The organism is Streptococcus sanguinis (assembly GCF_900475275.1).
In the GTDB taxonomy this organism is placed as follows: domain Bacteria; phylum Bacillota; class Bacilli; order Lactobacillales; family Streptococcaceae; genus Streptococcus; species Streptococcus sanguinis_N.
The window spans coordinates 232,035-256,725 of the sequence record NZ_LS483364.1; the positions used below are offsets into that span (position 1 = coordinate 232,035).

Below are 24,691 nucleotides of genomic sequence, written 5' to 3' on the forward strand. Positions count from 1 at the left end.
TTGCGGCTGTTTCTTTTTTGCTGTCAGTGTGTTTTTTCGTGGTTAGAAAAATAGCTCCATTCTAAGTGACAATGGAAAAACAATTTTTCTTTGTTTTGAAAAAACATGAAAAAATGCTATAATAGGTTAGATATGCAAACCTAAGGTTTGCAAGACTGTAATTCGACTTGGCTAGCCAAGGACCGTTAGTAATAAAATAAAGAATCTTTGATAAAAGTGAGATTCTGAAAATTGAATAGGAGAAAAAATGAGCAAGAGCAATATTAAACTGATTGCTTTGGGCGGCGTACGTGAAAATGGTAAAAACCTCTATGTTGCCGAAGTGGATGATTCCATTTTTGTATTGGATGTTGGGCTGAAGTACCCAGAAAATGAGCAGTTGGGTGTGGATTATGTCGTTCCCAACATGGACTATTTGTTTGAAAACAAGAAGCGGATTGCCGGTGTCTTTCTGACGCACGGACACGCGGATGCGATTGGTGCTCTGCCTAATCTTTTGGCAGATGCTAAGGTGCCCGTTTTCGGATCAGAATTGACGATTGAGCTGGCCAAGCTTTTTGTTAAAAATAACGATGCAGTTAAGAAATTCAACGATTTCCATGTGATTGATGAGAATACTGAGATTGAATTTGGCAAAACAGTGGTTTCCTTCTTCCGGACGACTCACTCGATTCCTGAGAGTTTGGGAGTTGTCATCAAGACCAGAAAAGGCAGTATCGTTTATACAGGTGATTTCAAGTTTGACCAGTCTGCCAGCCCGTCCTATGCGACAGACTTTGGCCGTCTGGCTGAGATTGGCCGCGAGGGCGTTCTGGCCTTGCTCAGTGATTCAGCCAATGCAGACAGTAGCGTTCAGGTGGCTAGTGAGAGCGAGGTTGGCAAGGAAATCGAAGATACGATTGCTGACTGGGATGGCCGCGTGATTGTTGCGGCGGTTGCCAGCAACTTGTCTCGTATTCAGCAGGTCTTTGATGCAGCTGCAGAGACTGGCCGCCGAGTGGTTTTGACAGGCTTTGATGTTGAAAACATCGTTCGTACGGCTATCCGCCTCAAGAAGCTGTCCTTGGTGGACGAACGCCTCTTGATCAAGCCCAAGGAAATGTCTAAGTTTGAAGATCATGAGCTGATTATCTTGGAGACTGGCCGGATGGGTGAGCCTATCAATGGTCTGCGCAAGATGTCAATCGGCCGTCACCGCTATGTGGAAATCAAGGAAGGCGATTTGATTTACATTGTAACGACGCCGTCAATTGCCAAGGAAGCGGTCGTAGCTCGCGTGGAAAATATGATTTATCAGGCGGGGGGCATTGTCAAGCTGATTACCCAAAACCTGCGGGTTTCGGGTCACGGGAATGCGCGTGATTTGCAACTCATGATTAATCTGTTGCAGCCTAAGTACCTCTTCCCGATTCAGGGTGAGTACCGCGGCTTGGATGCTCATGCCAAGGCTGCCATGGAAGTTGGCATGCTGCCGGAAAATATCTTCATTCCTAAGCGAGGTAGCATCATGGAATATGACCATGGTGATTTTGTGCCTGCTGGTGCTGTGTCAGCAGGAGATGTCATGATTGATGGGAATGCGATTGGCGATGTAGGCAATATTGTCCTGCGCGACCGCAAGGTCTTGTCTGAAGATGGTATTTTCATCGTGGCACTCACAGTTAACCGGAAGGAAAAGAAAATCATTTCCAAGGCTAAAGTACACACCCGTGGATTTGTCTATGTCAAGAAGAGCAGAGATATTTTGCGTGAAAGCTCTGACATTATCAATAAAACCGTGGAAGACTATCTGGCGCAGGATAGCTTTGACTGGGGTGAGCTGAAGGGTGCTGTCCGTGACAGTCTGGCCAAATATCTCTTTGATCAAACCAAGCGTCGCCCAGCTATTTTGCCGGTTGTTATGGAAGTGCGGTAAAAATCTCAACACAAATACAAGAAAAGTCGGGTTTCGGCTTTTTCTTGTCAGGAAGATACGAAGGAGAAATGCGAATGGCAGTGATGAAAATAGAGTATTATTCTGAGGCTTTGGAGATGGAATGGGGTGTCAATATCCTCTATCCAGACGCAGCTCGTGTGGACAAGCCGGATGATAAGGACATTCCTGTTTTGTACTTGCTTCATGGTATGAACGGGAATCACAATAGCTGGCTCAAGCGCTCAAATATTGAGCGTCTGGTTCGCTCGACCAACTTGATTGTTGTCATGCCTAATACCAGCAACGGCTGGTACACCGATACTCAGTACGGCTTTAACTATTACGAAGCCATCGCTGAGGAGCTGCCTCGGGTGCTCAAGCGCTTTTTCCCAAATATGTCGGATAAGCGGGAAAAGAATTTTATCGCTGGTCTTTCCATGGGTGGATACGGGGCCTTTAAGCTGGCTCTCAAGTCTAACCGCTTTTCATACGCGGCTAGTCTTTCTGGCGCTTTGAGTTTTCTTGATGCTCGCCCAGATAATGCTGAAATGGCAACGCCAGCCTATTGGCGAGGAGTTTTTGGAGACTATAAAGACTGGACCAGAAGCCCTCATTCGCTGGAGAGTATAGCCAAGCAATCTGATAAAAAGACTAAGCTTTGGGCATGGTGTGGCGAAGAGGATTTTCTCTATAAGGCCAATCAGGAGGCGGTGAAAAACCTGCAAGACTTAGGCTTGGAGATTACTTACAGCCACAGTCCAGGTAAGCATGAGTGGTATTACTGGGAAAAGCAGATGGAGAATGTACTGGCCTGGCTTCCTATCGACTTCCAGCTGGAAGAGCGCCTGTCGTAAAAATAGACTGTAAAGTCGTATTATGATCTCAGAGTATGATATAATGATTACGTTTGAGAATCGGAGTGGGATTGATTCCCCAGAATACAAATAGGAGAATGGAACTTTGACAAAAGCGATTCGAGTGCGTTATGCACCAAGTCCGACTGGACTTTTACACATCGGAAATGCGCGGACTGCGCTCTTTAACTACCTCTATGCTCGTCACTATGGTGGAACTTTCATCATCCGTATTGAGGATACTGACCGCAAGCGCCATGTAGAAGATGGGGAACGCTCACAGCTTGAAAATTTACGCTGGCTGGGTATTGACTGGGATGAAAGTCCTGAGACTCACGAAAACTACCGCCAGTCTGAGCGCTTGGATATTTACCAAAAATATGTCAATGAACTCTTGGACAAGGGCTTGGCTTACAAGTCCTATGTGACCGAGGAAGAATTAGCTGCTGAACGCGAACGTCAGGAAGCAGCTGGTGAAACACCGCGTTATATCAATGAGTTTCTAGGCATGTCAGAGGAAGAGAAGGCAGCCTATATCGCTGAGCGCGAAGCAGCGGGAATTATTCCGACGGTTCGTCTGGCTGTCAATGAAGCTGGTGTCTACAAGTGGAGTGACATGGTCAAGGGCGAAATTGAGTTCGAGGGTGGTAATATCGGTGGTGACTGGGTTATCCAGAAGAAAGACGGCTATCCAACTTACAACTTTGCTGTGGTTATTGATGACTATCTGATGGAAATTTCTCACGTTATTCGGGGAGATGATCATATTGCCAACACACCTAAGCAGCTCATGGTCTATGAAGCTCTCGGCTGGGAAGCACCAGAATTTGGGCACATGACCTTGATTATCAACTCTGAAACAGGTAAGAAGCTGTCTAAGCGCGATACCAATACCTTGCAGTTTATCGAGGATTATCGCAAGAAGGGCTACCTGCCAGAAGCCGTCTTTAACTTTATTGCACTGCTAGGCTGGAATCCTGGCGGCGAGCATGAGATTTTCTCTCGCCAAGAATTGATCGAGCTTTTTGATGAAAAACGTCTCAGCAAGTCTCCAGCTGCCTTTGACCAGAAGAAGCTGGACTGGATGAACAACGAATACATCAAGAATGCGGATTTTGACACAATCTTTGCTCTGGCTAAGCCATACTTGGAAGAAGCAGGTCGTTTGACCGATAAGGCAGAAAAGCTTGTAGAGCTCTACAAACCACAAATGAAGTCTGTAGACGAAATTGTGCCGCTGACAGACCTCTTCTTTGCGGACTTCCCAGAGTTGACAGATGCGGAGCGTGAGGTCATGGCTAGTGAAACGGTACCGACTGTGTTGACAGCTTTCAAGGAAAAGCTAGAAGCTATGTCGGATGCAGATTTTGTGACGGAGAATATCTTCCCGCAGATCAAGGCTGTCCAAAAAGAGACAGGAATCAAGGGCAAAAACCTCTTTATGCCGATTCGGATTGCCGTTTCGGGTGAAATGCATGGACCAGAGCTGCCAGATACGATTTACTTGCTTGGACGCGAAAAATCCATCCAGCATATCGAAAACATGCTGAATCAAATTCAATAAGATGAACCAGCTTTCGAGCTGGTTTTTACTTTGCAAATTTTTGTTTTTATGTCACAATTGTAATAAGAAAATCCTTTAAGGAGAGAAAAATGAAAAATGGATCATCATCTTGATTGGAGGATTACTAGCCTTACTCGTGCTAGTAACCTGTAATCAAAAGAAAGAGCAGGCGACTCCTGCTTCCAACAATTCTAAAGTAAGTTCGACTAGCTCTGCATCTTCTAAAAAGTCTGAAAGAGGGACCAATTCGAGCGAACTTGATGGTCAAGCGGATAATCAGGAAACTTCTGATACAGGCTCTCAGCAGAATTCGGAAACAGAAAGTGAAAATTCTACCAAGGAAGCTAGCAAAGGAGAGAAAGAGACTGCATCGACTTCTAGTTTGGATATGAAGGCTATTGCTTCTGGGGATTTTTCCAGCATGATTGGTACTTGGCAGGATGCCAAAGGGAACAGTTATACATTTGATGAGTCAGGTATTGAGTCAGATGTTGCCAAGCTTGAGACAGGAGATTACTCTGGGCCAGATGAAAATGGGATTTACAGAGCAGGGATTCGTTGGAAAAACCAAACCGGTGCTGCCTTTCTTATAATTCCAGCAGGAAAGAGTCTACCAGCTGGGGAGACTGTCAATGGGACAGATCCAACTGATAACAGTCAAGATCGTTTCATCATCACCCAGAGCGTTTCCGAACATCCCGATGTTTTTTACCGCGTAAAATAAGGAGTCTTGACGGACTCTTTTTTTCTTGTTTTGAGTCCAGTATATAATATATTGATTTTGAATAAAAATCGATAAAACGCTTTTATTTTAATAAATATTAAAATTTCTCTTGACATTCGCATTTTCATACAGTAGAATGTTTAAAAATAAAATGTAGAAGGATAGAGGTAATCATATGGTTAAAGAGAAAGTCATTTTAGCGTATTCCGGCGGCTTGGACACTTCGGTGGCCATTACTTGGCTGGACAAGGATTATGATGTGATCGCGGTCTGTATGGACGTAGGTGAAGGAAATGATTTGGATTTCATTCATAACAAGGCGCTGAAAGTTGGCGCTATCGAATCACATGTTATTGATGTTAAAGACGAGTTTGCGGAAGACTACGTCTTGGTTGCTCTGCAAGGACACACCTTCTACGAACGAAAATATCCTCTAGTGTCCGCTCTGAGCCGACCTTTGATTTCTAAGAAATTGGTTGAAATTGCCCACAAGACAGGGGCGACGACCATTGCCCATGGCTGTACCGGAAAAGGAAACGATCAGGTACGTTTTGAAGTGGCTATCGCATCCTTAGATCCCAGTCTCAAGGTCATTGCTCCGGTTCGGGAGTGGAAATGGTCTCGGGAAGAAGAAATTAATTACGCCAAAGCTAATGGTGTGCCAATTCCTGCAGATCTGGACAGCCCTTACTCAGTCGATCAAAACCTTTGGGGACGGGCCAATGAGTGCGGAGTCTTGGAAAACCCTTGGAATGAAGCACCGGAAGATGCCTATGATTTGACGGTTGCACCAGAAGCAGCGCCAGACAGCCCAGTCTATGTAAATATTGACTTTGAGGCAGGTGTACCAGTTGCTTTAGATGGTAAAAAGATGAAGCTGGCGGACTTGATTCTTGAGCTGAATGACTTAGCTGGACAGCACGGTGTTGGCCGGATTGACCATGTGGAAAACCGTCTGGTAGGGATTAAGTCTCGGGAAATTTATGAATGCCCTGGGGCGGTGACTCTCTTGGCTGCCCACAAGGAAATCGAGGATCTGACTCTAGTCAGAGAACTGGCCCATTTCAAGCCGATTATCGAAAATGAACTGTCCAATCTCATCTATAATGGCCTCTGGTTTAATCCAGCGACAGAAGCTTTGATTGCCTACCTTAAGTCCACTCAGCAGGTGGTCAATGGCACAGCTAAGGTGAAGCTTTATAAGGGAACTGCGACAGTCGTAGCGCGTAAGTCTGACAATTCTCTCTACGATGAAAGTCTGGCCACCTATACCAGTGCAGATACCTTTGACCAGGATGCCGCGATTGGCTTTATCAAACTTTGGGGGCTTCCGTCTAAGGTTCACGCAGAGGTCCAGGCTCACAAAGATAAATAGAAAGGGGCTTTCCTATGGCGAATCATAAACTGTGGGGCGGACGTTTTGAAGCCTCTCTGGAAGGCTGGGTAGAGGAGTTTGGCGCCAGCATCGGCTTTGACTATCGTCTGGCTCCCTATGATCTGCAGGGCAGCCTAGCTCATGTCAAAATGCTGGGACAGACAGGGATCATTGCTCCAGAGGAAGCAGCTGCTATTCAGGCAGGCCTAGAAAAGCTGTTGGCACGTTATGAGGCTGGAGAGCTTGAGTTTGATGTGCGTAATGAAGATATTCATATGAATATGGAGGCTCTTCTGACCGAGGAGATTGGGCCAGTAGCTGGCAAGCTTCATACGGCTCGCTCCCGTAATGACCAGGTGGCGACAGATATGCACCTCTATCTCAAGGATCAGCTCGGTCAGATTGCGGATAAACTCTTAAATCTGCGTCAGGTTCTATTGGACTTGGCAGAGGAGCATGTAGAGACTGTCATACCAGGCTATACCCATCTGCAGCATGCCCAGCCGATTAGCTTTGCTCATCATCTGCTGGCCTATTATCAGATGTTCAGCCGGGATAGTCAGCGCTTTGCCTTTAATCTGGAGCATACGGATTTGTCTCCTTTGGGAGCGGCGGCTCTGGCGGGGACAACATTTCCGATTAACCGAGAGCTGACGGCTGATTTATTGGGATTCAAAGGCATTTACCACAATTCCTTGGATGCGGTCAGTGATCGAGACTTTATCTTGGAATTTCTATCTAACAGCAGCATTCTCATTATGCATCTGTCTCGTCTCTGCGAGGAGCTGATTAACTGGTGCAGCTATGAATATGGCTTTGTCAGTCTGTCAGACACCTTTAGTACAGGATCATCCATTATGCCGCAAAAGAAAAATCCGGACATGGCGGAGCTGATTCGGGGTAAGAGCGGCCGGGTCTATGGCCATCTCTTCAGTCTTCTGACGGTTATGAAATCCCTGCCCTTGGCCTATAATAAGGACCTGCAGGAAGACAAGGAAGGCATGTTCGATACAGTAGATACTATCCAAAAATCCCTGGATATTATGGCGGGTATGCTGTCTAGTATGACAGTCAATAAGGAAAAAATGCTGGTTTCAACCCAGCAAGACTTCTCCAATGCGACAGAATTGGCTGACTATCTGGCCAAGAAAGGACTGCCTTTCCGGGAAGCCCATGAGATTGTCGGAAAGTTGGTGCTGGAATGCAGCAAGGCAGGCTATTATCTACAGGATATTCCGCTGAGCCGCTATCAGGAAGTGTCGTCGCTGATTGAGGAGGATATTTATCAAGCACTTGAGTCGCAGACCGCTGTACAAAAACGGGATTCCCTTGGCGGGACGGGATTTGCACAGATCCGTCAGGAGTTGGAAAGAGCGAAAAAACAGCTGGAAAAGGAATAAGATATAGGGAACATCGCAAGGAAATTGCGGTGTTTTTTTGGTGAATCAACCTTTTAAATATTTGCAAAAACGGCGTCATAGCAGGACTTATTGGCATTTTCGAAAAATATGGTATAATAGATATAATTTTGGTGGATGGAGTTAAGTTTTGAGAAAAAACTATCGCGTCAAGAGCGAAAAAGATTTCAATGCGATTTTTAAAAGAGGACAGAGTTTTGCTAATCGAAAATTTGTCGTTTACATGTTAGAAAAAGAGCAAAAGCATTTTCGAGTTGGAATTTCCGTCAGTAAAAAGCTGGGGAATGCAGTAGTTCGTAATCGTATTAAAAGAAAAATCCGCCATGTCTTGATGCAGCATCAGAAACAGTTAGTCCAGGCGGACTTCGTAGTTATCGCTCGCAAAGGAGTGGAAGAGTTGGACTACCACCAAGTTGAACAAAATTTATTGCATGTATTAAAGATTGCTAAACTTTATCAGGAAGGATTCATTTGTGAAACAGAAAAGTAAATTAGGGATTTTGCTGGTTGCCTCGCTGCTCTTTCTCACAGCCTGCGGAACCAGTCAAGTTACAGCCGATTCACATGGCTTCTGGGAACAGCTAGTATATTTCTTTGCAGACACCATTCGTTTTCTATCCTTTGGCGGAAGCAAGGGAATTGGGATTATTCTCTTTACCTTGATTATCCGGACAGTTCTCCTGCCGGTCTTCCAATTCCAGACGACTTCTTCGCGCAAGCTGCAGGAAGTGCAGCCGCATATCAAACAACTGCAGGAAAAGTATCCTGGCAAGGATATGGAGAGCAGAACAGCCTTGGCTGAGGAAACGCAAAAACTCTACAAAGAAAAGGGTGTCAATCCCTATGCCTCATTCATTCCGCTCTTTATCCAGATGCCAGTGCTCTTGGCTCTGTTTCAAGCCCTGACTCGGGTTGATTTTATGAAAACAGGTCACTTCCTCTGGCTCAATCTAGGAGCGACAGATCCGACCTTTATTCTTCCACTGTTGGCGGCTCTCTTCACTTTCTTCAGTACTTGGCTTTCAAACAAGGCCTTGCCTGAGAGAAATGGCGGGATGACAGTCATGATGTACCTGATGCCAGTTGTGATTTTCTTTTTCGCCCTCTATGCAGCGAGTGGGGTGGCCCTCTACTGGGCGGTCTCAAATGCTTATCAGGTGGTTCAGACCTTGCTGCTGAGCAATCCTTTTAAAATCATTGCCGAGCGGGAAGCCAAGGAACGGTCAGAGCGCCAATTGGAACAGAAAAAGAAACGTGCCCTAAAAAAAGCACAGAAAAAGAAAAAGTAAGTAAGAAGGAGGACTCTTGCAATGGTTATTTTTACAGGAGCAAGTGTTGAAGAAGCCATTCAAAATGGTTTGAAAACGTTGGATATTCCACGGATGAGAGCGCATATCACTGTTATTTCACGTGAGAAAAAAGGCTTTTTAGGTCTGTTTGGCAAGAAGCCAGCTCAGGTGGATGTCGAGCCGATTGCTGAGACGACAGTTGTTAAAGCCAATCAAAAGGCTGTAAAAGGTGTTCCCGAAGAGATTAACGCTCAGAATGAGCCTGTGCAGTCTGTCAGTGAAGCAACGGTTGATTTGGGTCGTGTGGTAGCTGCTATCAAGAAGGTCGAAGGAGAAGGCGAAGTTATCTCAGATGAGGTCAAGGCTGAAATTCTCAAAAATGACAAGCAAGCCAATACGATTTTAGAAGAGACGGGCACCATTGATCTTCTCAAGACCAATCAAGCTATTGATGAGTCAATTGCTCAAGCAGAAGCGGACGATAGCAAGGTTATCTCTTTTGAACAAGCGGCTAAAGACAAGGGTGAGCCGATAGAAACAGAAGAAAGCTCTTTTGCTGACTTAGGCATCCAAGTCGAAGCTGACTACGATATTGAAGAAGTGGTTGACAACGTAACGAACTATGTTCAGAAAATCGTTGATGAGATGGATGTTGAAGCGGGTATTTCCAGCAGCCACAACCGCCGTACCATTAACATGCAGATTGATACCAATGAACCGGGGCGCGTGATTGGCTACCACGGAAAAGTCTTGAAAGCTCTGCAGCTATTGGCGCAAAACTATCTTTATAACCAATATTCTAAGAGCTTCTACATTTCAATTAATGTCAATGACTATGTTGAGCATCGGGCAGAAGTGCTGCAAAGCTATGCGCAGAAACTGGCTCAGCGGGCTTTGGAAGACCGACGCGGTCAGCACACGGACCCTATGTCTAACAGCGAGCGCAAGATTATCCACCGCATCATTTCTCGCATCGATGGCGTGACTAGCTATTCCGAAGGCGACGAGCCTAACCGCTATGTCGTCGTGGATATTGACAGTGAATAAAAAGAAAGCCAGCAGAGATGCTGGTTTTTGTATATAGAAAGGATTTTTTATGTCACTTTTTCCAGCTATTGAAAGTTATCTGCCTCATCAAGGGGCTAAGTATATATCTCCAGACAAGGCAGGGCAGCTGCGTGAGTCTATGTTGGAGCTAAGAGCTAAGGGGCAGGCGGCACGCAAGGAGTTTGCAGACTTGGTCAAGGATTTTCAGAGCCTCTATCCTAAGCTGACCTTGGAGCGAACCAGCCAGTGGATGAATCAGGCGCAGATACTGCGACCCCATTTTTGGAATTATCTTAAAGGCTATGGGGAAATCACAGAGCCAATGTTTGCCCTGCACTTGTATGGAACTGCAGATGATTTTGGAGTGTCACTGGAGGTGAGCTTTATGGAGCGCAAGAAAGATGAGCACAGCCTCAGCAAGCAAAATCGGATCTTGGAACTGCCCATTCAGCCGCCAGCTTACTATTTTGCTCAGATAGATGGTGTGAGTCAGCGTTTTGAAGGCACTGAGGAAAATCGCCAGCTTCTTATTCAGCAGCTAGCAGCCGGTCAGGTTCGTAAGGTCTTAGTCAAATACGATGTTCCCCTTTCTCAGGCTGCTTCAAGAGAGCAGGTGCTGTCTCAGCTGCAGGAGGCCATGACAGCTTTGATTCCCTTTTATGAGGCGACTCGGACTATATGATTACGTTTACAAAGAGAAAGTTATTTAAGTAAGTATTGACAAAAGCCCCGGAATCATATAGAATAGTAAAGTATGTTTAGTAACTGATCACAACTAGCCGGCTAAACGAATACAAGAATCTAAGAGGAGGTATTCATCGTGAAACGTACTTATCAACCAAGTAAAATCCGTCGTGCGCGTAAACATGGTTTCCGCCACCGTATGTCAACTAAAAACGGTCGTCGTGTATTGGCAGCTCGCCGTCGTAAAGGACGCAAAGTTTTGGCTGCTTAATCCAAGCGATTTATCAAGAAACCAGCGGAGACTCGAGACCGCTGGTTTTTTGTCTTAAATTTATGCGTAAAAGTCAATAGACTGGCAGGAAAGTTCCTCTTTTTGGCCAGTGCCTTTATTCATGACTTCTGCATACCAGTCCCCTTTGTGGCTAAATAGTTTGATAAATTGAACTTGGAGAGACTGCTGTTCATACTTAATTGGAAAAAATTCTCCCTGCCTGTGCAATAAAATATCGAGAATTATTCGCAACTGAGAGTTGTTGATTGTTTTCCTGACTTCTGGTTGAAGGATTTTTTCAATTTTTGTGATCTTGCTTAACTGCTGTTCTGAAATCGAGTTTTCAAATTTTTCTTTTAATTTTTGCAGGTCAATATCAAAAGGACACATATTGTAGTTTTCCAGAGTCAGCATGGAAAAATACAAGGCAGAAATTTCATCTATGGAGAAAATAATAGGAGATAACAAGTCGTTGCTAAGAATTTTATAACTGCCATTCCGACCTAAGTCAGAATAAATTGGAATGCCTAGCGTTTCAAGGCTGGCAATATCACGAAGGGCAGTGCTTTTTGAAATGTGATATCGATTTATAATATCTTTTAGGTTGAATTGTCTTTTCTTATTGAGAAAAATAAGCATATCGTTAATTCTTTGAGATTTATTCATGAGAAACTCCATATTTTTATTAAACGGTTTCAAAAAATGACACCTTTTTATATTATACTAGTTTTAGAGAAAATAATAAAGGAGTCAGATATGAAACAATATTTTAAGGCCTTATTAGCAGAACAGACAGAAATGGCTCTAGCTACTTCTGTAAAGGATATCCCAAATGTAAGAATTGTCAATTTTTACTATGATGAGGAGGCAAAGAAATTGTTCTTTATCTCATTTAAAAATAGTCAAAAAATTCAAGAGTTGGCAATCAATAATCGTATTGCTCTTACAACAGTCCCGAAAGGTGATGGAAGGTATGTCCGGATTCAAGGGAGAGTCAAAGAAAGCCAGCTTTCTATTGAGGAAATAAGAAGCGTTTTTGTCCAGAAGTACCCTTATTATCAAGATATTATTGAGCAGCATACCGACTCCTTGCAACTTTTTGAAGTATCTTTTTCTGATGCTTTCTTGGTCTTAGATAATAATCAAGTTGAGAAAATTAAACTATAAGGAGAAAATAGATGCTTGAGATAAAAAGGTGCGATTGGGCTGAAAATAGTGAGCTTGAGAGAAATTATCATGACCATGAATGGGGGCGACCTGTGCATGACGAGCATACACTCTTTAAAATGTTGATTTTGGAAGGTCAGCAGGCGGGCTTGAGCTGGCAAACTATTTTGTCAAAAATGGATGCTATGACAGAGGCTTATGAAAACTTCAATCCTGAAATACTCTCCAACTATGACGAGCAGAAGATTGAAGAATTGCTTAGTGATCAAAGAGTGATACGAAATAGGCTGAAAATAAAGGCAGTTATAAAAAATGCTAAAGCCTATTTAAAATTAAAAGAAGAATATGGTAGTTTGGATTCTTATATTTGGTCTTTTGTAAATAATGAACCGATTGTCAATTCATGGTCCAGTATTGAAGGGGTGCCCGCTCGAACGGAGCTATCGGATAAAATTAGCAAAGAACTCAAAAAGAAAGGTTTCTCTTTTGTTGGCTCTACGACTGTATATGCCTTTATGCAGTCCATTGGCATGGTCAATGATCATTTGCTGACCTGTGATTTTAGGATATAATCATTTTTCTTTGAATTGGAAAGGTGAGCGGTCTATTATTGAATGCAGGTAAATGATATGAAAAAGAGAATAAAACCAGAAAGAAACGGATTTTCTTTCTGGTTTTTTGTGTATAGTTAAGTACAGCTGCTTATTTTGCCACTGGTAAAAGCATTGGATAAAGATAGCAGAGCAAGGTAAAGCTTATCAGGGCGTAAAAGATACCGATGCGAATAGCTTGGATAGGTTTGTAGAAACGAATCAGAGTCAGTAGGCACCAGACTAAGAGGACTAGGATGAACCATGCTGAAATCAAGCGCAGTGGTGTTGGTCCGTAAAGGTAGATGTAGATGCCAAATAATTTCCAGCCAGCTAGCAAGGCTAGCAGACCAGTAAAGATAAAGAGGATAGTAGCTGCGAATCGCGTTCCTTTTTGGTCCCAGAGTGGCTTTTTGGCAATCAAATAGAAGACACCTAGGACTGCAAAGTTAAGGATAGAGACCCGAACCAGCTGCCAGAAGCCAGCTACGGCAACAGTTGAAGCATTCTGAGGAGAAATAGCCTGAGCTACTGTTCCAGCGCTTAGGAGCTGACCGAGCTCATCCAAACCTGTCAGGAAGAAGAGTGCATAGGTCAGGCAGAGGCTGCCGATGATAATGTAGGCTGCGAAAGCGGGTGCTACTCGCAAAGGGCGGATACTTGCTTGAAATTTTTTGTAGCTCAGTTTAGTATCTTTTTTGCCTAACAGACTCCCGGCTAGGAGCCCATACAAGTAAAGACTGACGGGAACAGCCAGGAAGGCCTTGAAGAGAATCGTGCTGCTATCAAGACTTGAAAAGAGGGAGTCAAATAGATTCTCAATGAAATCAGCGGTATTGCTGAAGAAAGAGGCAAAGCTGTCTGAAACCTGACTCAGCTGGGACCAGACAAAGTAGACCAAGATTCCCGCGACAAAGAAGCTACTGACAATAATAGCGAGCTGTTGGGCTTTCTTTGAAGACATACTGTCAGAGCTGTCAGAAGAGTCCTGCTGCTTGCCTTCTATAAAGACTAGAATAGCAGCAATGAAATTTTTAAAGGGCAGGATGCAGATGGCTTGAATGGCATCAAACCAGACCAGGATACCCAAACGCCCCTGGCTTAACCAGCCAGTGCGGGACAGAATATAGAAGGCGAATGAGATGTGGATGGCTAGAAATTGGAAAAATTCTAGTTGGCGATGAAGCCCCCAGAGACTTAAAGCTAGGGCTTGAGCTAGCGTCATAATCAGAAAGCTTCTAGCCTCTAACTTGCTGTCAAGATTTTTTATCAGCAGAGATGGATAGGCTAATTTCCTGATTAAGGCCTCGCTTAATAATATAAGGCCGATTGCAAAAGGGAAAAAGGATGCAGTTTGATAATTAAAAAATACTGCAGAGTAAAAGTAGGTTAAAAGATAGAGGATTAGATAGCTGATTTTAAAGAATCGCAGTTGCTTGTCCTCTAGGCCTGTAAAGATGGTCTGTCTTTCTTCTTCTGCGGGCAGACAAGGCTGGACATTCATCTGCTCTTGTACTGGATATTCCATAATTATTTCTCCTCCTCATCAGGGATATACTCCAAAATATCGCCGGGTTGACAGTCTAGTTCACGGCAGAGAGCGTTGAGTGTTGAAAAGCGGACAGCCTTGGCTCGATTGTTTTTTAGGATAGATAGATTGGCTGGTGTTAGGTCAATCAACTCTGCTAAACGGCCAGCACTGATGCGCTTTTGCGCCATGACAAGGTCTAAATTTATCTGAATCATAAGACCTCCTAAATAGTGTAGTCCACTTGATCCTGCAGCTCAATGGCCTTGCCAAAAGCATTGCGGATGACACGAATAATCAGGGTCAAGATACTGCAAGAAACAGTGACTAAGAGCATGGGCAGATAGGCTGTCAGTCCCATGAAGAGGGAGATAAGAGCGACAGTGCCGACTTCCCAGCCAAGATAGCGCATGTACTGAACATTTTGTGTGATAAAGACCTGATTTTTACCGATGCGGCTAAGGAGTCGATAGAGATGGACAATGCAGGCTAGAGCCAGGCAGCCTAGGACATAGCCGAACAGCAGCAAGACCCAAAAGCGTGTCTCTCCTTGAAAGAAAGGAGAGGGAAATTCAATAACTAGGTTGACGACCCAAGGTCCTAGGGCTATCAGGATAATGGAAGCAATAAATAAAAGGCTGATACTGATTTTTGTAAGAGTAATGCTCATATCTTCAGCAGTCTTTTTCATTTTGTCTGTCATAATTTCCTCCGACTAACGTTTCATTTCTTAGTAACTATAACATGTACCTTATCGATAATCAATAAAAAACTATCGAAAAAAGATAAAATCGGTCTTAAGGACTAGATGAAAGTTTCTAAAAAGTTCTTATTGTATAGAGATGGATTTCTTGCCAGGAGATGAATAGAGCAGAAGACGATGAATATTTTGCTTGATTTTTGGTATAATAAAGGACAGGAAATACAAGGAAGTAAAGTATGAAAATTTTTGATACACACACGCATTTAAATGTGGAAGAATTTGCTGGTCGAGAGGCAGAGGAGCTGCAGCTGGCTGCAGAAATGGGCATTAGCAAAATAAATATTGTCGGTTTTGACCGACCGACTATTGAGCGCGCCTTGGAGCTGGCAGATTGCTATGATCAGCTTTATGCTACGATTGGCTGGCATCCGACTGAGGCTGGGACTTATGATGAGGCGGTGGAAGCCTATCTGCTGGACAAGCTTCGTCACCCCAAGGTGGTGGCTTTGGGCGAGATTGGGCTGGACTATCACTGGATGACTGCGTCCAAGGATGTTCAGGAGCGGGTGTTTCGCCGCCAAATTCAGCTCTCTAAAAAGCTGAAGCTGCCCTTTGTCGTTCACACACGTGATGCTTTGGAAGATACTTATGAGATTATCAAGAGTGAGGGTGTAGGTCCGCGAGGCGGTATTATGCACTCTTATTCTGGCTCTTTGGAAATGGCAGAGCGCTTTATCGAGCTAGGGATGATGATTTCCTTTTCTGGAGTTGTGACCTTTAAGAAAGCGACGGATATTCAGGAGGCTGCGCGGAGCCTGCCTTTGGACAAAATCCTCGTCGAGACTGATGCACCTTATCTGGCGCCTGTTCCCAAGCGTGGCCGAGAAAACAAAACAGCCTATACCCGCTATGTTGTAGAGAAAATTGCTGAACTTCGTGGGCTGCCTGTCGAAGAAGTAGCGCAGACGACCTATGATAATGCAAAGAAGGTGTTTGGGCTTGACTGAGAAGATAAAAATCCCTCAGGTGATTGTCGTTGAGGGCAAGGATGACACAGCTAACCTTCAGCGATTTTACCAAGTTGACACTTACGAGACGAGAGGCTCTGCGATCAATGAAGATGATCTAGAGCGGATTGAGAAACTGCACCAGCTGCGAGGTGTGATTGTCTTTACCGATCCAGACTACAATGGTGAGCGTATCCGTCGAATGATTATGGAGGCTGTGCCGACTGCTCAACATGCCTTTCTCCGCCGTGATGAGGCGGCACCCAAGTCTAAGAACAAAGGTAAATCGCTTGGGGTAGAGCACGCTTCATTTGAGGATTTACAGCAGGCGTTAGCTGTGCTGGTCGGATATTTCGATGATGAGGAAAACTTTGACATTACCAAAAATGACCTCGTACGACTGGGACTGCTTATGGGAAGTGACAGCCGTCAACGCCGAGAGTATCTGGGTGAGCAGCTCCGTATCGGCTATTCTAACGGTAAGCATCTGCTCAAACGCTTGGAATTGTTTGGGGTGACTTTGGCGGAAGTGGAAGAAACCATGCTCAGATATTCAGTCTAACGGAGTAAGAAATGAAAAAAGTAATTATTACGGGCGGCAATAGTGGGATTGGATATCAAACTGCAAAACAGTTAGCTGAGAAAGGTTGGTCAGTGACCCTATTTTGTCGTCGAAAAGAAGCTGCTGAGCAAGCCTGTGAGAAAATCCGTCAACAAACAGGAAACCCGCATATAGATTATATCTTGGTTGATTTATCTGATATGAAAAGTGTCAGGAAAGCGGTAGAACAGTATATCCAAAAAGAAGAGAATTTAGATGTTTTAATTAACAATGCGGCTGATTTTGATTTATCAATCAAAAGTCCTGTGATAACCAAAGATGGATTGGAAAAGCAATTTGCGACCAATGTGGGCGCTCCGTACTTACTTTCTTCTTTATTGAAAGGTTTGTTGGAAAAGTCAGAAAGTGGTCGGATTATTAATATTTCTTCCCAAGGGCTGGTGCTTTATCCTTTCATGAAGCTTGATTTTGAAAATTTATCCGGTCAAAAACATTACAGTCCTGCTAAGATCTATTATCAGAATAAGCTGGCCTTGTTGATGCTGTCACTTTATATGCGGAAACATTGGAAAGGTATCAAGGTTCAGGCCATCCGTGTGACCAATGTCAAAGTTGATATGCGGCGCTATGATCACCTCAGCGCTTTTATGAAAAATCTGTATAAAATTAAGTCGAGATTTTCGATTAGTCCTGAAGAAATGGCGAAAGTCTATACAGCCTTATCTACAGAAGATGGCTATGAGGGCTTTTTGTATGACGAGAAATGCAGAGAAGTTAAGGCTAATGCGTTTGCTTACGAGGAAGAAGAACAGAAAAAACTTTACACCTTGCTTGAACAAATGACTTTCTTAAAAGATAATGAATAAATAATTAGAAAAGAGAAAAGATGCGTATTGCAGACCATAGTGTGACCCGTGCCATTCTGGAGCGTCACGGTTTCACTTTTAAAAAATCTTTCGGTCAGAATTTCCTGACGGATACCAACATCCTCCAGAAGATTGTGGACACAGCTGAGATTGACAAAAAGGTCAATGTCATCGAAATTGGTCCTGGTATTGGGGCTTTGACAGAATTTTTGGCGGAAAGTGCTGCAGAAGTCATGGCCTTTGAGATTGATGATCGGTTGGTGCCGATTTTGGCGGATACTCTGCGCGATTTTGACAATGTGACAGTGGTCAATCAGGATATTCTCAAGGTTGATCTGGCTCAGTACATAGCAGAGTTTAAGAATCCAGACCTGCCTATCAAGGTAGTGGCGAATCTTCCCTACTATATCACGACGCCGATTCTCATGCATTTGATTGAGAGCGGAATTCCTTTTAGTGAGTTTGTCGTGATGATGCAAAAAGAAGTAGCGGATCGGATATCAGCTCAGCCGAATACCAAGGCCTACGGTAGTTTGTCAATTGCGGTACAGTATTACATGACGGCCAAGGTTGCCTTTATCGTGCCACGGACAGTCTTTGTGCCTGCTCCAAATGTGGATTCGGCTATTCTCAAGATGGTGCGCAGAGACCAGCCAGCTGTTGAGGTACAGGACGAGAAATTCTTTTTCAAGGTCTCCAAGGCCAGTTTTGTCCACCGTCGGAAGACTCTCTGGAATAACCTGACCAGTTGTTTTGGAAAGTCAGAGGAGACTAAAGGCAAATTGACAGCGGCTCTAGAACGAGCTGACTTATCTCCAAGTGTTCGGGGAGAAGCTCTTAATTTAGAAGAATTTGCGCGCTTGGCAGACGCTTTGAAGACTGAGGGATTATAAAAAAATAGAAGATCTGCTCTATATAGCTGGTCTTCTATTTTGCTAATGAGGTAAATATGAAAGTGAAATTTCTGTCTTTTCTCAGCAGTGTAATTCTACTTCATAATAACAAAAAATCCTATCATGATTGATAGGATTGCTTTTTATGCGGAGGAAGGGATTTGAACCCTCACACCCGTACGGGCACATGCGCCTGAAGCATGCGTGTCTGCCGTTCCACCACCTCCGCTTGAGATTCTATTATAACTTATTTTTGTGAAAATGCCAATAGCGAATATCAGTTTTTTTCACTGTATGAAAAAAGCAGAAAAATTTCTATTTTTTCTTTACTAAAATAGTTCTATGATATTGCCATTATAGCAAGTATTTGTTACAATTAGATTAATTACTTATTTAGGTAACGAAATAAAAAAGGAGAATGTTATGAAACTGAAAAAATGGCTGCTGTTTTTGATGCTGCCCCTTCTGTTTTTGCTGGATTTGAAGCTATTTACAGCAACTGCTCAAGCCGATGCTTTGAAGAATGCAATCACAGATATTAAAATCTGGGACCACTCTAATGGCCGCGAAGCAACCAAGGTTAACGGTGCTTATAATTTGGTTCAAGGGGGAAATTATCGTTATGAGCTAGTTTTTGATTTGTCAGCTTACGATAGCCAACTCAAGGATGGAGACACCTTTACCTTTACAGTACCAAACGGTGCAACCATTGCTAATGGTACAACCTTTACCCTGACGGATAATGAAACGCAGGTCCAGCTTGGAGCTGCTAAGATGACGTCAAATGGTTCGGGTAAGGGCGGTCTGATTACGGTTACTATTCAGAATTTGGCCGATTACAAGTCTAAGACAACTGCCAGTGGAGTAAGAGGAAGTTTCTTCTTTGATTTTCAGGCGACAACAGTAGGTGCTGAGCAAGACTGGAATTATAAGCCTGAGGAAACTCAAGGGGCGATGAGCCATAAGGTAACCATTAACGAGCGCAAACAGAGCAGTTTTTCAACTGCTGGTGAAAACTACGCTAAGATTGGAGGGGTCATTACTAAGAAGCCATATAATTCGGCTATTCTAGGCAAGAGCGGTGACTACTCACATAACTGGACTGTTCGTATCAATACTCAGCAAAAGACCTATAACTCTCCGATTGTTATCAAGGATGTCATTCCAGATAGCAGTGCACCAATGCAATTCGTTCCGGAGCAATTTGTCCTTCGCCAAGGGGAGTACACACAGAGTTTATCAAGTATTGCGAATTCTGTTATCTTGAAAGAAGGTCAAGATTATACGGTTGCCTATAATGACACTTATACAGAATTTACTCTAACCATCAATAACCCAGACAACCATGCCTTTATGTTGAACTATATGACAACTTCACCAGCTGATGGTTCTTTGGTGTCGAATACGGCTGAGATGGAAGTTGATAATACAAAACTGCCATTCAGAGACGATCGTCCTAGTCAGACGAGTTCTACGATAGAGCGCAGCAGCCGGATTACAGAGGGCGGTGTCATTACAGCTGATATCAGCAACAGTCTGGTTCTATATAAGCAAGATTCTAAGACTGGCAAAATGCTGGAAGGTGCTGTCTTTAAGGTGACAACTCCTAGCGGTGAAGAGATTACTCTGCCGCCGACAGATGCTAACGGTCGGGTTTCTACACAACCTTTCTCAAGTGAAGAAATCAGGAAAGGTCAATTCACAGTAGAAGAAGTAACAGCTCCGGAAGGCTATGTACTGGACAGCAATCCGATGAAAGTGACCATCAAGGCTGATGGTGCAGTCAAAACAGTCAAGAATACGGTAGATCCAAATGCCAGCAAAAAGCTGACAGTCAAGAAAGTTTGGAAAGATGAAAACAATCAGGACGGCAAGCGTCCAGCTTCTATTGCTGTAGATGTCTACGCTAACGGTCAAAAGCTAGCTGACAAGACAGTGACCGTAACTGGTGGAAGTACAGATGCGGAGTGGACAGCTCAGACAACTGATTTACCAATCTTTGATGCAAGTGGTCAAAAAATCACCTATACAATCGGTGAAGATCAGCTTGATGGCTACGATGCTCCAGAAGTAGATCAGGAAAATCTCACTGTTACCAATAGTCGTACGCCAGAGAAAATCGCTATCAAAGCCAGCAAAAAATGGGATGATGCCGAGAATCAAGACGGCAAACGTCCTGCCAATGTCGTTGTCAAACTTTATAAAGAAGTTGGCGGTCAGAAATCAGAAGTTGAGAACAGAACTCTGACCGAAGCTGACCAGTGGGCAACTGAGTTCACCAACTTGAACAAGTATGAAAAGGGCCAAGAAGTTGTTTATTCTCTGGAAGAAGACGCGGTCCCTCACTATCAATCTCAGGTAACTGGCAATGCTGCTGACGGCTTTGTAGTGAACAACACTTACAAGCCAGAAACTATCAAGATTTCCGGTCAGAAGAAGTGGGAAGATGCGGAAAACCAAGACGGCAAGCGTCCAAATGCTGTTAGAGTCAAGATCTTGAAAGGCCAAGACATTGTTGATGTGCAGGAAGTGACGGCTGCTAACGGTTGGAATTATGAATCTAATCCTCTTCCTAAGTATGCAGCTGGCCAAGAAATTGCTTATACTGTTGCTGAAGAAGCTGTCTCAGGCTACACGAGCAAGGTGGACGGCTATAACATCACCAACTCTTACACCCCAGAAACGGTCAAGATTTCTGGTCAGAAGAAATGGGAAGATGCGGAAAACCAAGATGGTAAGCGTCCAGCTTCTGTTAAGGTTAAAATTCTGAATGGTGATACGGTTGTTGATGAGCAAAATGTGACTTCCGCTAACGACTGGAAGTATGAGTCTAAGGCTCTGCCTAAATATGCAGCAGGCCAAGAAATCACTTATACCGTAAGTGAGGAAGCTGTGCCAGGTTATACTAGCAAAGTAGATGGTTACAACATTACCAACTCTTACACTCCAGAGACAACGACTGTGTCTGGAAGCAAGACTTGGGAAGATGGCGATAACCAAGACGGCAAACGTCCAGCTTCTATCACAGTTAATCTACTAGCTGACGGTCAAAAAGTCAATACCCAAACAGTCGGAGAGGCAGAAGGCTGGTCTTACAACTTTACTGGCTTGCCAGTCTACAAGGATGGCCAACGAATTACTTATACAGTGACAGAAGAAGCTGTACCGGGTTATTCAACCAATCTCAACGGCTACAATATCACCAACTCTTATACACCAGAAAAGACAGAAATCACTGCTAGCAAGACTTGGAATGACAGCGACAATCAAGACGGCAAACGTCCAACTAAGATTAGCATTAAGCTGATGAAGACCGTCGGCGGTGTCAAGACAGAAGTCGCTAGCAAGGAAGTGACAGCTGCTGATCAATGGCAAACCAAATTTGAAAATCTACCAGTTTATGAAAATGGTCAGAAGATTGATTACTCTATCGAGGAAGATGATGTAGCTGGCTACACTAAAGAAATCAAAGATTTCACAGTTACTAACTCTTACACTCCAGAGATGATCAAGATTTCCGGTCAAAAAGTCTGGGATGACGCTGATAACCAAGATGGCAAGCGTCCAGCTTCTGTTAAGGTTAAGGTGAAAAATGGCGATACTGTCGTAGATGAATTGGAAGTAACAGCTGCTAACGATTGGAAGTTTGAGTCGAAAGCCCTTCCTAAGTATGCAGCAGGTCAAGAGATTGCCTACACTGTTACTGAAGAAGCAGTTGCGGAATATCAAACTAAGATTGATAAGTTCACCATTACTAATTCTTACACTCCTCAAAGTACAGAATATGCTGTGACTAAGGTCTGGGATGATGCTGATAACCAGGACGGCAAGCGTCCAGCTTCTATCACAGTGCAGCTGTATCGCTCAGTAAATGGTCAAGATCCAATTGCTGTCGTAGGTAAAACGTTGACCTTGACGGCTGATAATGAGACAGCTGCTAACACTTGGAAAGCAAGCTTCACCAATCTGCCTCAATTTGACAAGGGACAGGAGATTACCTACTCTGTCAAAGAAGATGATGCAACAGTAGCCGCTTTGAAAGAAAAAGGTTACAGTCCGAAAGTAGAAGGTCAGACAATCACTAACTCTCATACTCCAGAGCAGGTTAAAGTTTCTGGTCAGAAAGTCTGGGATGATGCAGACGATCAAGACGGCAAACGCCCAACATCTATTACAGTTAAGGTAATGGATGGAAGCACTATTGTTGATACACTTGAAGTAACAGCTGCTAATGGATGGAAGTTTGAATCTAAAGACCTGCCTAAATATAGAAATGGTCAAGAGATTGTCTACACGCTTTCTGAAGTGTCAGTTGCTCAATATGAAACTAAGATTGATAAGTTCACTATTACCAACTCCTACACTCCAGAAACTGTTAAAGTCTCTGGTCAAAAGGTTTGGGATGATGCTAATAATCAAGACGGCAAGCGCCCAGCATCTATCAAGGTAAAGATTTTGGACGGAGACAAGGTGGTAGATGAGCTGGAAGTGACAGCCGCTACTGACTGGAAGTTTGAGTCTAAAGATCTGCCTAAGAATAAGAAGGGCAAGAAAATCAACTATACAGTCCTTGAGGAAGTGACAGTTGAGGGTTATAGCAGCAGCCAAGAACAAGTAACAGATGGCAGCTTCACTTTGACTAACAGCTATAAACCAACACAGATTGCTGTTAAGGGAACTGCGGTATGGTCAGATGCTGAAAATCAAGATAAGGTTCGACCTTCTAAGATTACTGTTCGACTCTTGGCAGATGGCAAACCAATCAAAGAAGAGGTTGTATCAGAAGAAAATGGTTGGCAGTATAACTTTAGCGACCTTCCTAAGTACAAGGACGGTAAGGAAATTGTCTACAGCGTTGCTGCTGATCCAGTAGATGGCTACAAGCTTGAGATCAACGGTACTCAGCTGACCTTTAGTCATGTCCCTGCTAAGAAAGAGAGTGTTGAAGGGAAGGTTTTAGCTGATAAGCGAGGCGGTCAGACTCCGAAAGCAGAAGGAAAAGCTCTTCCTCGTACTGGACAGGAAGAAAGTCTTCTTGTTACTATTCTTGGCTTCCTAGCAGCGCTTCTCGCAGGAGGAATGCTGATGGCTAAGGCAAAACGCAGCTAATCAGTTTTGTGACTTACTGAAAATTACAGTGAGCGTCTTATTTAATATAAAAAAGCGAACAGGTTCTTTTGAGCTTGTTCGCTTTTATCATGCCAGTTTTATTACAAATATTTTAAAGCAGTTGTTTTCTATGAAAAATGAATCTAACCTTAAGAAATGCTTTCTATACAAAACAAGCAAGCTAAATCTCGCTTTTTTTGTTATAATGAGTGTATTAACTTTTAAGGAGCAATCTTGCAAGGAAAAATCATTAAGGCTCTGGCTGGCTTTTATTATGTAGAGTCGGACGGACAGGTTTATCAAACCAGAGCGCGGGGTAATTTTCGCAAAAAAGGGCAGACACCTTATGTCGGTGATGAAGTCGAATTTTCAGCAGAAAAAGACTCGGAAGGCTATATTTTAAAAATAGCAGAGCGAAAGAACAGTCTTGTGCGGCCTCCGATTGTCAACATTGACCAGGCAGTTGTAATCATGAGCGCGAAAGAGCCAGATTTCAATGCTAATCTGTTGGATCGCTTTCTGGTGCTTTTAGAGCATAAGCGGATCCACCCTATTATCTACATCAGCAAGTTAGACCTGCTTGAAGATGAACAGAGCTTGGATGTCTATGTGCAGGCCTATCAGTCCATCGGCTATGAGGTCATTAAGACGACTGAGGAATTGCTGCCGCTGCTGACTGGGAAAATCACTGTTTTTATGGGACAGACTGGGGTTGGAAAGTCCACTCTGCTCAATAAAATTGCCCCAGACCTGCAGCTAGAAACAGGAGAGATTTCTGAAAGTCTTGGCCGCGGCCGTCATACGACGAGGGCTGTCAGTTTTTACAATCTAAACGGTGGGAAGATTGCCGACACACCAGGATTTTCGTCTTTGGATTACGAGGTGACTACAGCTGAAGATCTCAATCAAGCTTTTCCGGAGATTGCTGAGGTCAGCCAGTCCTGTAAATTTCGTACTTGCACTCATACTCACGAGCCAGCTTGTGCCGTTAAGCCAGCAGTTGAGGCCGGTCAGATAGCTTCATTCCGCTTTGATAATTACCTGCAATTTCTTAGCGAGATCGAAAATCGTCGGGAGACCTATAAAAAAGTTGTCAAAAAAAAATTCTAAATAAGGAGAAGAACT

General features: G+C 43.7%; 23 protein-coding genes and 1 tRNA gene. 19 read left to right on the top strand and 5 right to left on the bottom strand.

Annotated elements, in window-relative coordinates:
• Positions 1 to 247 precede the first annotated feature (247 nt).
• From DQM55_RS01290 to rpmH, 11 genes are all read left to right on the top strand, one after another.
• Positions 248 to 1,915 carry a ribonuclease J gene (locus DQM55_RS01290; RefSeq protein WP_111675224.1) on the top strand — a complete coding sequence of 556 codons (1,668 nt, stop codon included), beginning with the start codon at positions 248 to 250 and terminating at the stop codon, positions 1,913 to 1,915.
• Between the two features lie 74 nt (positions 1,916 to 1,989).
• Positions 1,990 to 2,769, top strand: coding sequence for an alpha/beta hydrolase (locus DQM55_RS01295; RefSeq protein ID WP_111675225.1), 780 nt, complete (start codon positions 1,990 to 1,992; stop codon positions 2,767 to 2,769).
• Positions 2,770 to 2,875: 106 nt separating this feature from the next.
• The gene (gene gltX, locus DQM55_RS01300; RefSeq protein ID WP_111675226.1) at positions 2,876 to 4,333 is read left to right on the top strand and encodes a glutamate--tRNA ligase; all 1,458 of its coding nucleotides are present in this window, start codon (positions 2,876 to 2,878) and stop codon (positions 4,331 to 4,333) included.
• Positions 4,334 to 4,433: 100 nt separating this feature from the next.
• Positions 4,434 to 5,057 (top strand): DUF6287 domain-containing protein, encoded by a 624-nt coding sequence (locus DQM55_RS01305; protein ID WP_111675227.1) that lies wholly within the window; start codon positions 4,434 to 4,436, stop codon positions 5,055 to 5,057.
• 175 nt (positions 5,058 to 5,232) lie between these two features.
• Entirely contained in the window at positions 5,233 to 6,432 is a 1,200-nt protein-coding gene (locus DQM55_RS01310) for an argininosuccinate synthase (protein ID WP_111675228.1), read from the top strand.
• Between the two features lie 14 nt (positions 6,433 to 6,446).
• A complete protein-coding gene (argH, locus tag DQM55_RS01315; RefSeq protein WP_111675229.1) occupies positions 6,447 to 7,832 on the top strand; it encodes an argininosuccinate lyase in 1,386 nt (461 codons plus the stop codon).
• 148 nt (positions 7,833 to 7,980) lie between these two features.
• Positions 7,981 to 8,340, top strand: a complete 360-nt coding sequence (rnpA, locus tag DQM55_RS01320) for a ribonuclease P protein component (RefSeq protein ID WP_002917781.1) — start codon at positions 7,981 to 7,983, stop codon at positions 8,338 to 8,340.
• Positions 8,324 to 9,139, top strand: coding sequence for a YidC/Oxa1 family membrane protein insertase (locus DQM55_RS01325; protein ID WP_002899132.1), 816 nt, complete (start codon positions 8,324 to 8,326; stop codon positions 9,137 to 9,139). The genes rnpA and DQM55_RS01325 overlap by 17 nt, the downstream gene beginning before the upstream one ends.
• Before the next feature lie 21 nt (positions 9,140 to 9,160).
• Positions 9,161 to 10,186 (top strand): RNA-binding cell elongation regulator Jag/EloR, encoded by a 1,026-nt coding sequence (gene jag, locus DQM55_RS01330; RefSeq protein ID WP_049540303.1) that lies wholly within the window; start codon positions 9,161 to 9,163, stop codon positions 10,184 to 10,186.
• Positions 10,187 to 10,235: 49 nt separating this feature from the next.
• Positions 10,236 to 10,868 carry a ribonuclease P gene (locus tag DQM55_RS01335; protein WP_111675230.1) on the top strand — a complete coding sequence of 211 codons (633 nt, stop codon included), beginning with the start codon at positions 10,236 to 10,238 and terminating at the stop codon, positions 10,866 to 10,868.
• Positions 10,869 to 11,006: 138 nt separating this feature from the next.
• Positions 11,007 to 11,141: a 50S ribosomal protein L34 gene (gene rpmH, locus DQM55_RS01340; protein WP_002893904.1), complete on the top strand. Its 135-nt coding sequence runs from the start codon at positions 11,007 to 11,009 to the stop codon at positions 11,139 to 11,141.
• Positions 11,142 to 11,201: 60 nt separating this feature from the next.
• On the opposite strand, the gene DQM55_RS01345 is transcribed toward rpmH, so the two are convergent.
• The gene (locus DQM55_RS01345; protein ID WP_111675231.1) at positions 11,202 to 11,819 is read right to left on the bottom strand and encodes a helix-turn-helix transcriptional regulator; all 618 of its coding nucleotides are present in this window, start codon (positions 11,817 to 11,819) and stop codon (positions 11,202 to 11,204) included.
• 24 nt (positions 11,820 to 11,843) lie between these two features.
• On the opposite strand from DQM55_RS01345, the gene DQM55_RS01350 reads away from it, so the two are divergent.
• Together DQM55_RS01350 and DQM55_RS01355 are read left to right on the top strand one after the other, a co-directional pair.
• Entirely contained in the window at positions 11,844 to 12,308 is a 465-nt protein-coding gene (locus tag DQM55_RS01350) for a pyridoxamine 5'-phosphate oxidase family protein (RefSeq protein ID WP_111675232.1), read from the top strand.
• A gap of 11 nt (positions 12,309 to 12,319) precedes the next feature.
• Entirely contained in the window at positions 12,320 to 12,880 is a 561-nt protein-coding gene (locus DQM55_RS01355; protein WP_111675233.1) for a DNA-3-methyladenine glycosylase I, read from the top strand.
• A gap of 130 nt (positions 12,881 to 13,010) precedes the next feature.
• Here DQM55_RS01355 and DQM55_RS01360 read toward each other — a convergent pair whose 3' ends face one another.
• The 3 genes from DQM55_RS01360 to DQM55_RS01370 are packed head-to-tail and all read right to left on the bottom strand — an operon-like array spanning position 13,011 to position 15,129.
• On the bottom strand, positions 13,011 to 14,426 hold the full coding sequence (locus tag DQM55_RS01360) for a DUF4153 domain-containing protein (RefSeq protein WP_111675234.1): 1,416 nt from the start codon (positions 14,424 to 14,426) through the stop codon (positions 13,011 to 13,013).
• Positions 14,427 to 14,428: 2 nt separating this feature from the next.
• Positions 14,429 to 14,644, bottom strand: coding sequence for a helix-turn-helix domain-containing protein (locus DQM55_RS01365; RefSeq protein WP_002893895.1), 216 nt, complete (start codon positions 14,642 to 14,644; stop codon positions 14,429 to 14,431).
• Positions 14,645 to 14,652: 8 nt separating this feature from the next.
• The gene (locus DQM55_RS01370; protein WP_111675235.1) at positions 14,653 to 15,129 is read right to left on the bottom strand and encodes a DUF2975 domain-containing protein; all 477 of its coding nucleotides are present in this window, start codon (positions 15,127 to 15,129) and stop codon (positions 14,653 to 14,655) included.
• A gap of 236 nt (positions 15,130 to 15,365) precedes the next feature.
• Here DQM55_RS01370 and DQM55_RS01375 point away from each other — a divergent pair, with 236 nt between their 5' ends.
• The 4 genes from DQM55_RS01375 to rsmA are packed head-to-tail and all read left to right on the top strand — an operon-like array spanning position 15,366 to position 18,457.
• Positions 15,366 to 16,136, top strand: coding sequence for a TatD family hydrolase (locus DQM55_RS01375; protein ID WP_111675236.1), 771 nt, complete (start codon positions 15,366 to 15,368; stop codon positions 16,134 to 16,136).
• A complete protein-coding gene (rnmV, locus tag DQM55_RS01380; RefSeq protein WP_415244962.1) occupies positions 16,129 to 16,698 on the top strand; it encodes a ribonuclease M5 in 570 nt (189 codons plus the stop codon). The genes DQM55_RS01375 and rnmV overlap by 8 nt, the downstream gene beginning before the upstream one ends.
• 11 nt (positions 16,699 to 16,709) lie before the next feature.
• Positions 16,710 to 17,564 (top strand): SDR family NAD(P)-dependent oxidoreductase, encoded by an 855-nt coding sequence (locus DQM55_RS01385; RefSeq protein WP_111675238.1) that lies wholly within the window; start codon positions 16,710 to 16,712, stop codon positions 17,562 to 17,564.
• A gap of 20 nt (positions 17,565 to 17,584) precedes the next feature.
• Positions 17,585 to 18,457: a 16S rRNA (adenine(1518)-N(6)/adenine(1519)-N(6))-dimethyltransferase RsmA gene (rsmA, locus tag DQM55_RS01390; protein ID WP_111675239.1), complete on the top strand. Its 873-nt coding sequence runs from the start codon at positions 17,585 to 17,587 to the stop codon at positions 18,455 to 18,457.
• 146 nt (positions 18,458 to 18,603) lie between these two features.
• On the opposite strand, the gene DQM55_RS01395 is transcribed toward rsmA, so the two are convergent.
• Positions 18,604 to 18,686, bottom strand: a tRNA-Leu gene (locus DQM55_RS01395).
• 194 nt (positions 18,687 to 18,880) lie between these two features.
• Between DQM55_RS01395 and DQM55_RS01400 the strand changes: the two genes are divergently transcribed.
• Positions 18,881 to 23,566, top strand: coding sequence for a Cna B-type domain-containing protein (locus DQM55_RS01400; protein WP_111675240.1), 4,686 nt, complete (start codon positions 18,881 to 18,883; stop codon positions 23,564 to 23,566).
• 234 nt (positions 23,567 to 23,800) lie between these two features.
• Entirely contained in the window at positions 23,801 to 24,676 is an 876-nt protein-coding gene (rsgA, locus tag DQM55_RS01405) for a ribosome small subunit-dependent GTPase A (protein WP_111675241.1), read from the top strand.
• Positions 24,677 to 24,691 lie beyond the last annotated feature (15 nt).

Coding starts and splice junctions, on each gene's coding strand:
- DQM55_RS01400 (WP_111675240.1), top strand. CDS start 18,881: ATGAAACTGAAAAAATGGCTGCTGTTTTTGATGCTGCCCCTTCTGTTT.
- DQM55_RS01335 (WP_111675230.1), top strand. CDS start 10,236: ATGTCACTTTTTCCAGCTATTGAAAGTTATCTGCCTCATCAAGGGGCT.
- DQM55_RS01385 (WP_111675238.1), top strand. CDS start 16,710: ATGAAAAAAGTAATTATTACGGGCGGCAATAGTGGGATTGGATATCAA.
- DQM55_RS01355 (WP_111675233.1), top strand. CDS start 12,320: ATGCTTGAGATAAAAAGGTGCGATTGGGCTGAAAATAGTGAGCTTGAG.
- argH (WP_111675229.1), top strand. CDS start 6,447: ATGGCGAATCATAAACTGTGGGGCGGACGTTTTGAAGCCTCTCTGGAA.
- rsmA (WP_111675239.1), top strand. CDS start 17,585: ATGCGTATTGCAGACCATAGTGTGACCCGTGCCATTCTGGAGCGTCAC.
- DQM55_RS01290 (WP_111675224.1), top strand. CDS start 248: ATGAGCAAGAGCAATATTAAACTGATTGCTTTGGGCGGCGTACGTGAA.
- DQM55_RS01370 (WP_111675235.1), bottom strand. CDS start 15,129: ATGACAGACAAAATGAAAAAGACTGCTGAAGATATGAGCATTACTCTT.
- DQM55_RS01375 (WP_111675236.1), top strand. CDS start 15,366: ATGAAAATTTTTGATACACACACGCATTTAAATGTGGAAGAATTTGCT.
- DQM55_RS01350 (WP_111675232.1), top strand. CDS start 11,844: ATGACACCTTTTTATATTATACTAGTTTTAGAGAAAATAATAAAGGAG.
- DQM55_RS01310 (WP_111675228.1), top strand. CDS start 5,233: ATGGTTAAAGAGAAAGTCATTTTAGCGTATTCCGGCGGCTTGGACACT.
- DQM55_RS01365 (WP_002893895.1), bottom strand. CDS start 14,644: ATGATTCAGATAAATTTAGACCTTGTCATGGCGCAAAAGCGCATCAGT.
- DQM55_RS01360 (WP_111675234.1), bottom strand. CDS start 14,426: ATGGAATATCCAGTACAAGAGCAGATGAATGTCCAGCCTTGTCTGCCC.
- DQM55_RS01345 (WP_111675231.1), bottom strand. CDS start 11,819: ATGGAGTTTCTCATGAATAAATCTCAAAGAATTAACGATATGCTTATT.
- jag (WP_049540303.1), top strand. CDS start 9,161: ATGGTTATTTTTACAGGAGCAAGTGTTGAAGAAGCCATTCAAAATGGT.
- DQM55_RS01295 (WP_111675225.1), top strand. CDS start 1,990: ATGGCAGTGATGAAAATAGAGTATTATTCTGAGGCTTTGGAGATGGAA.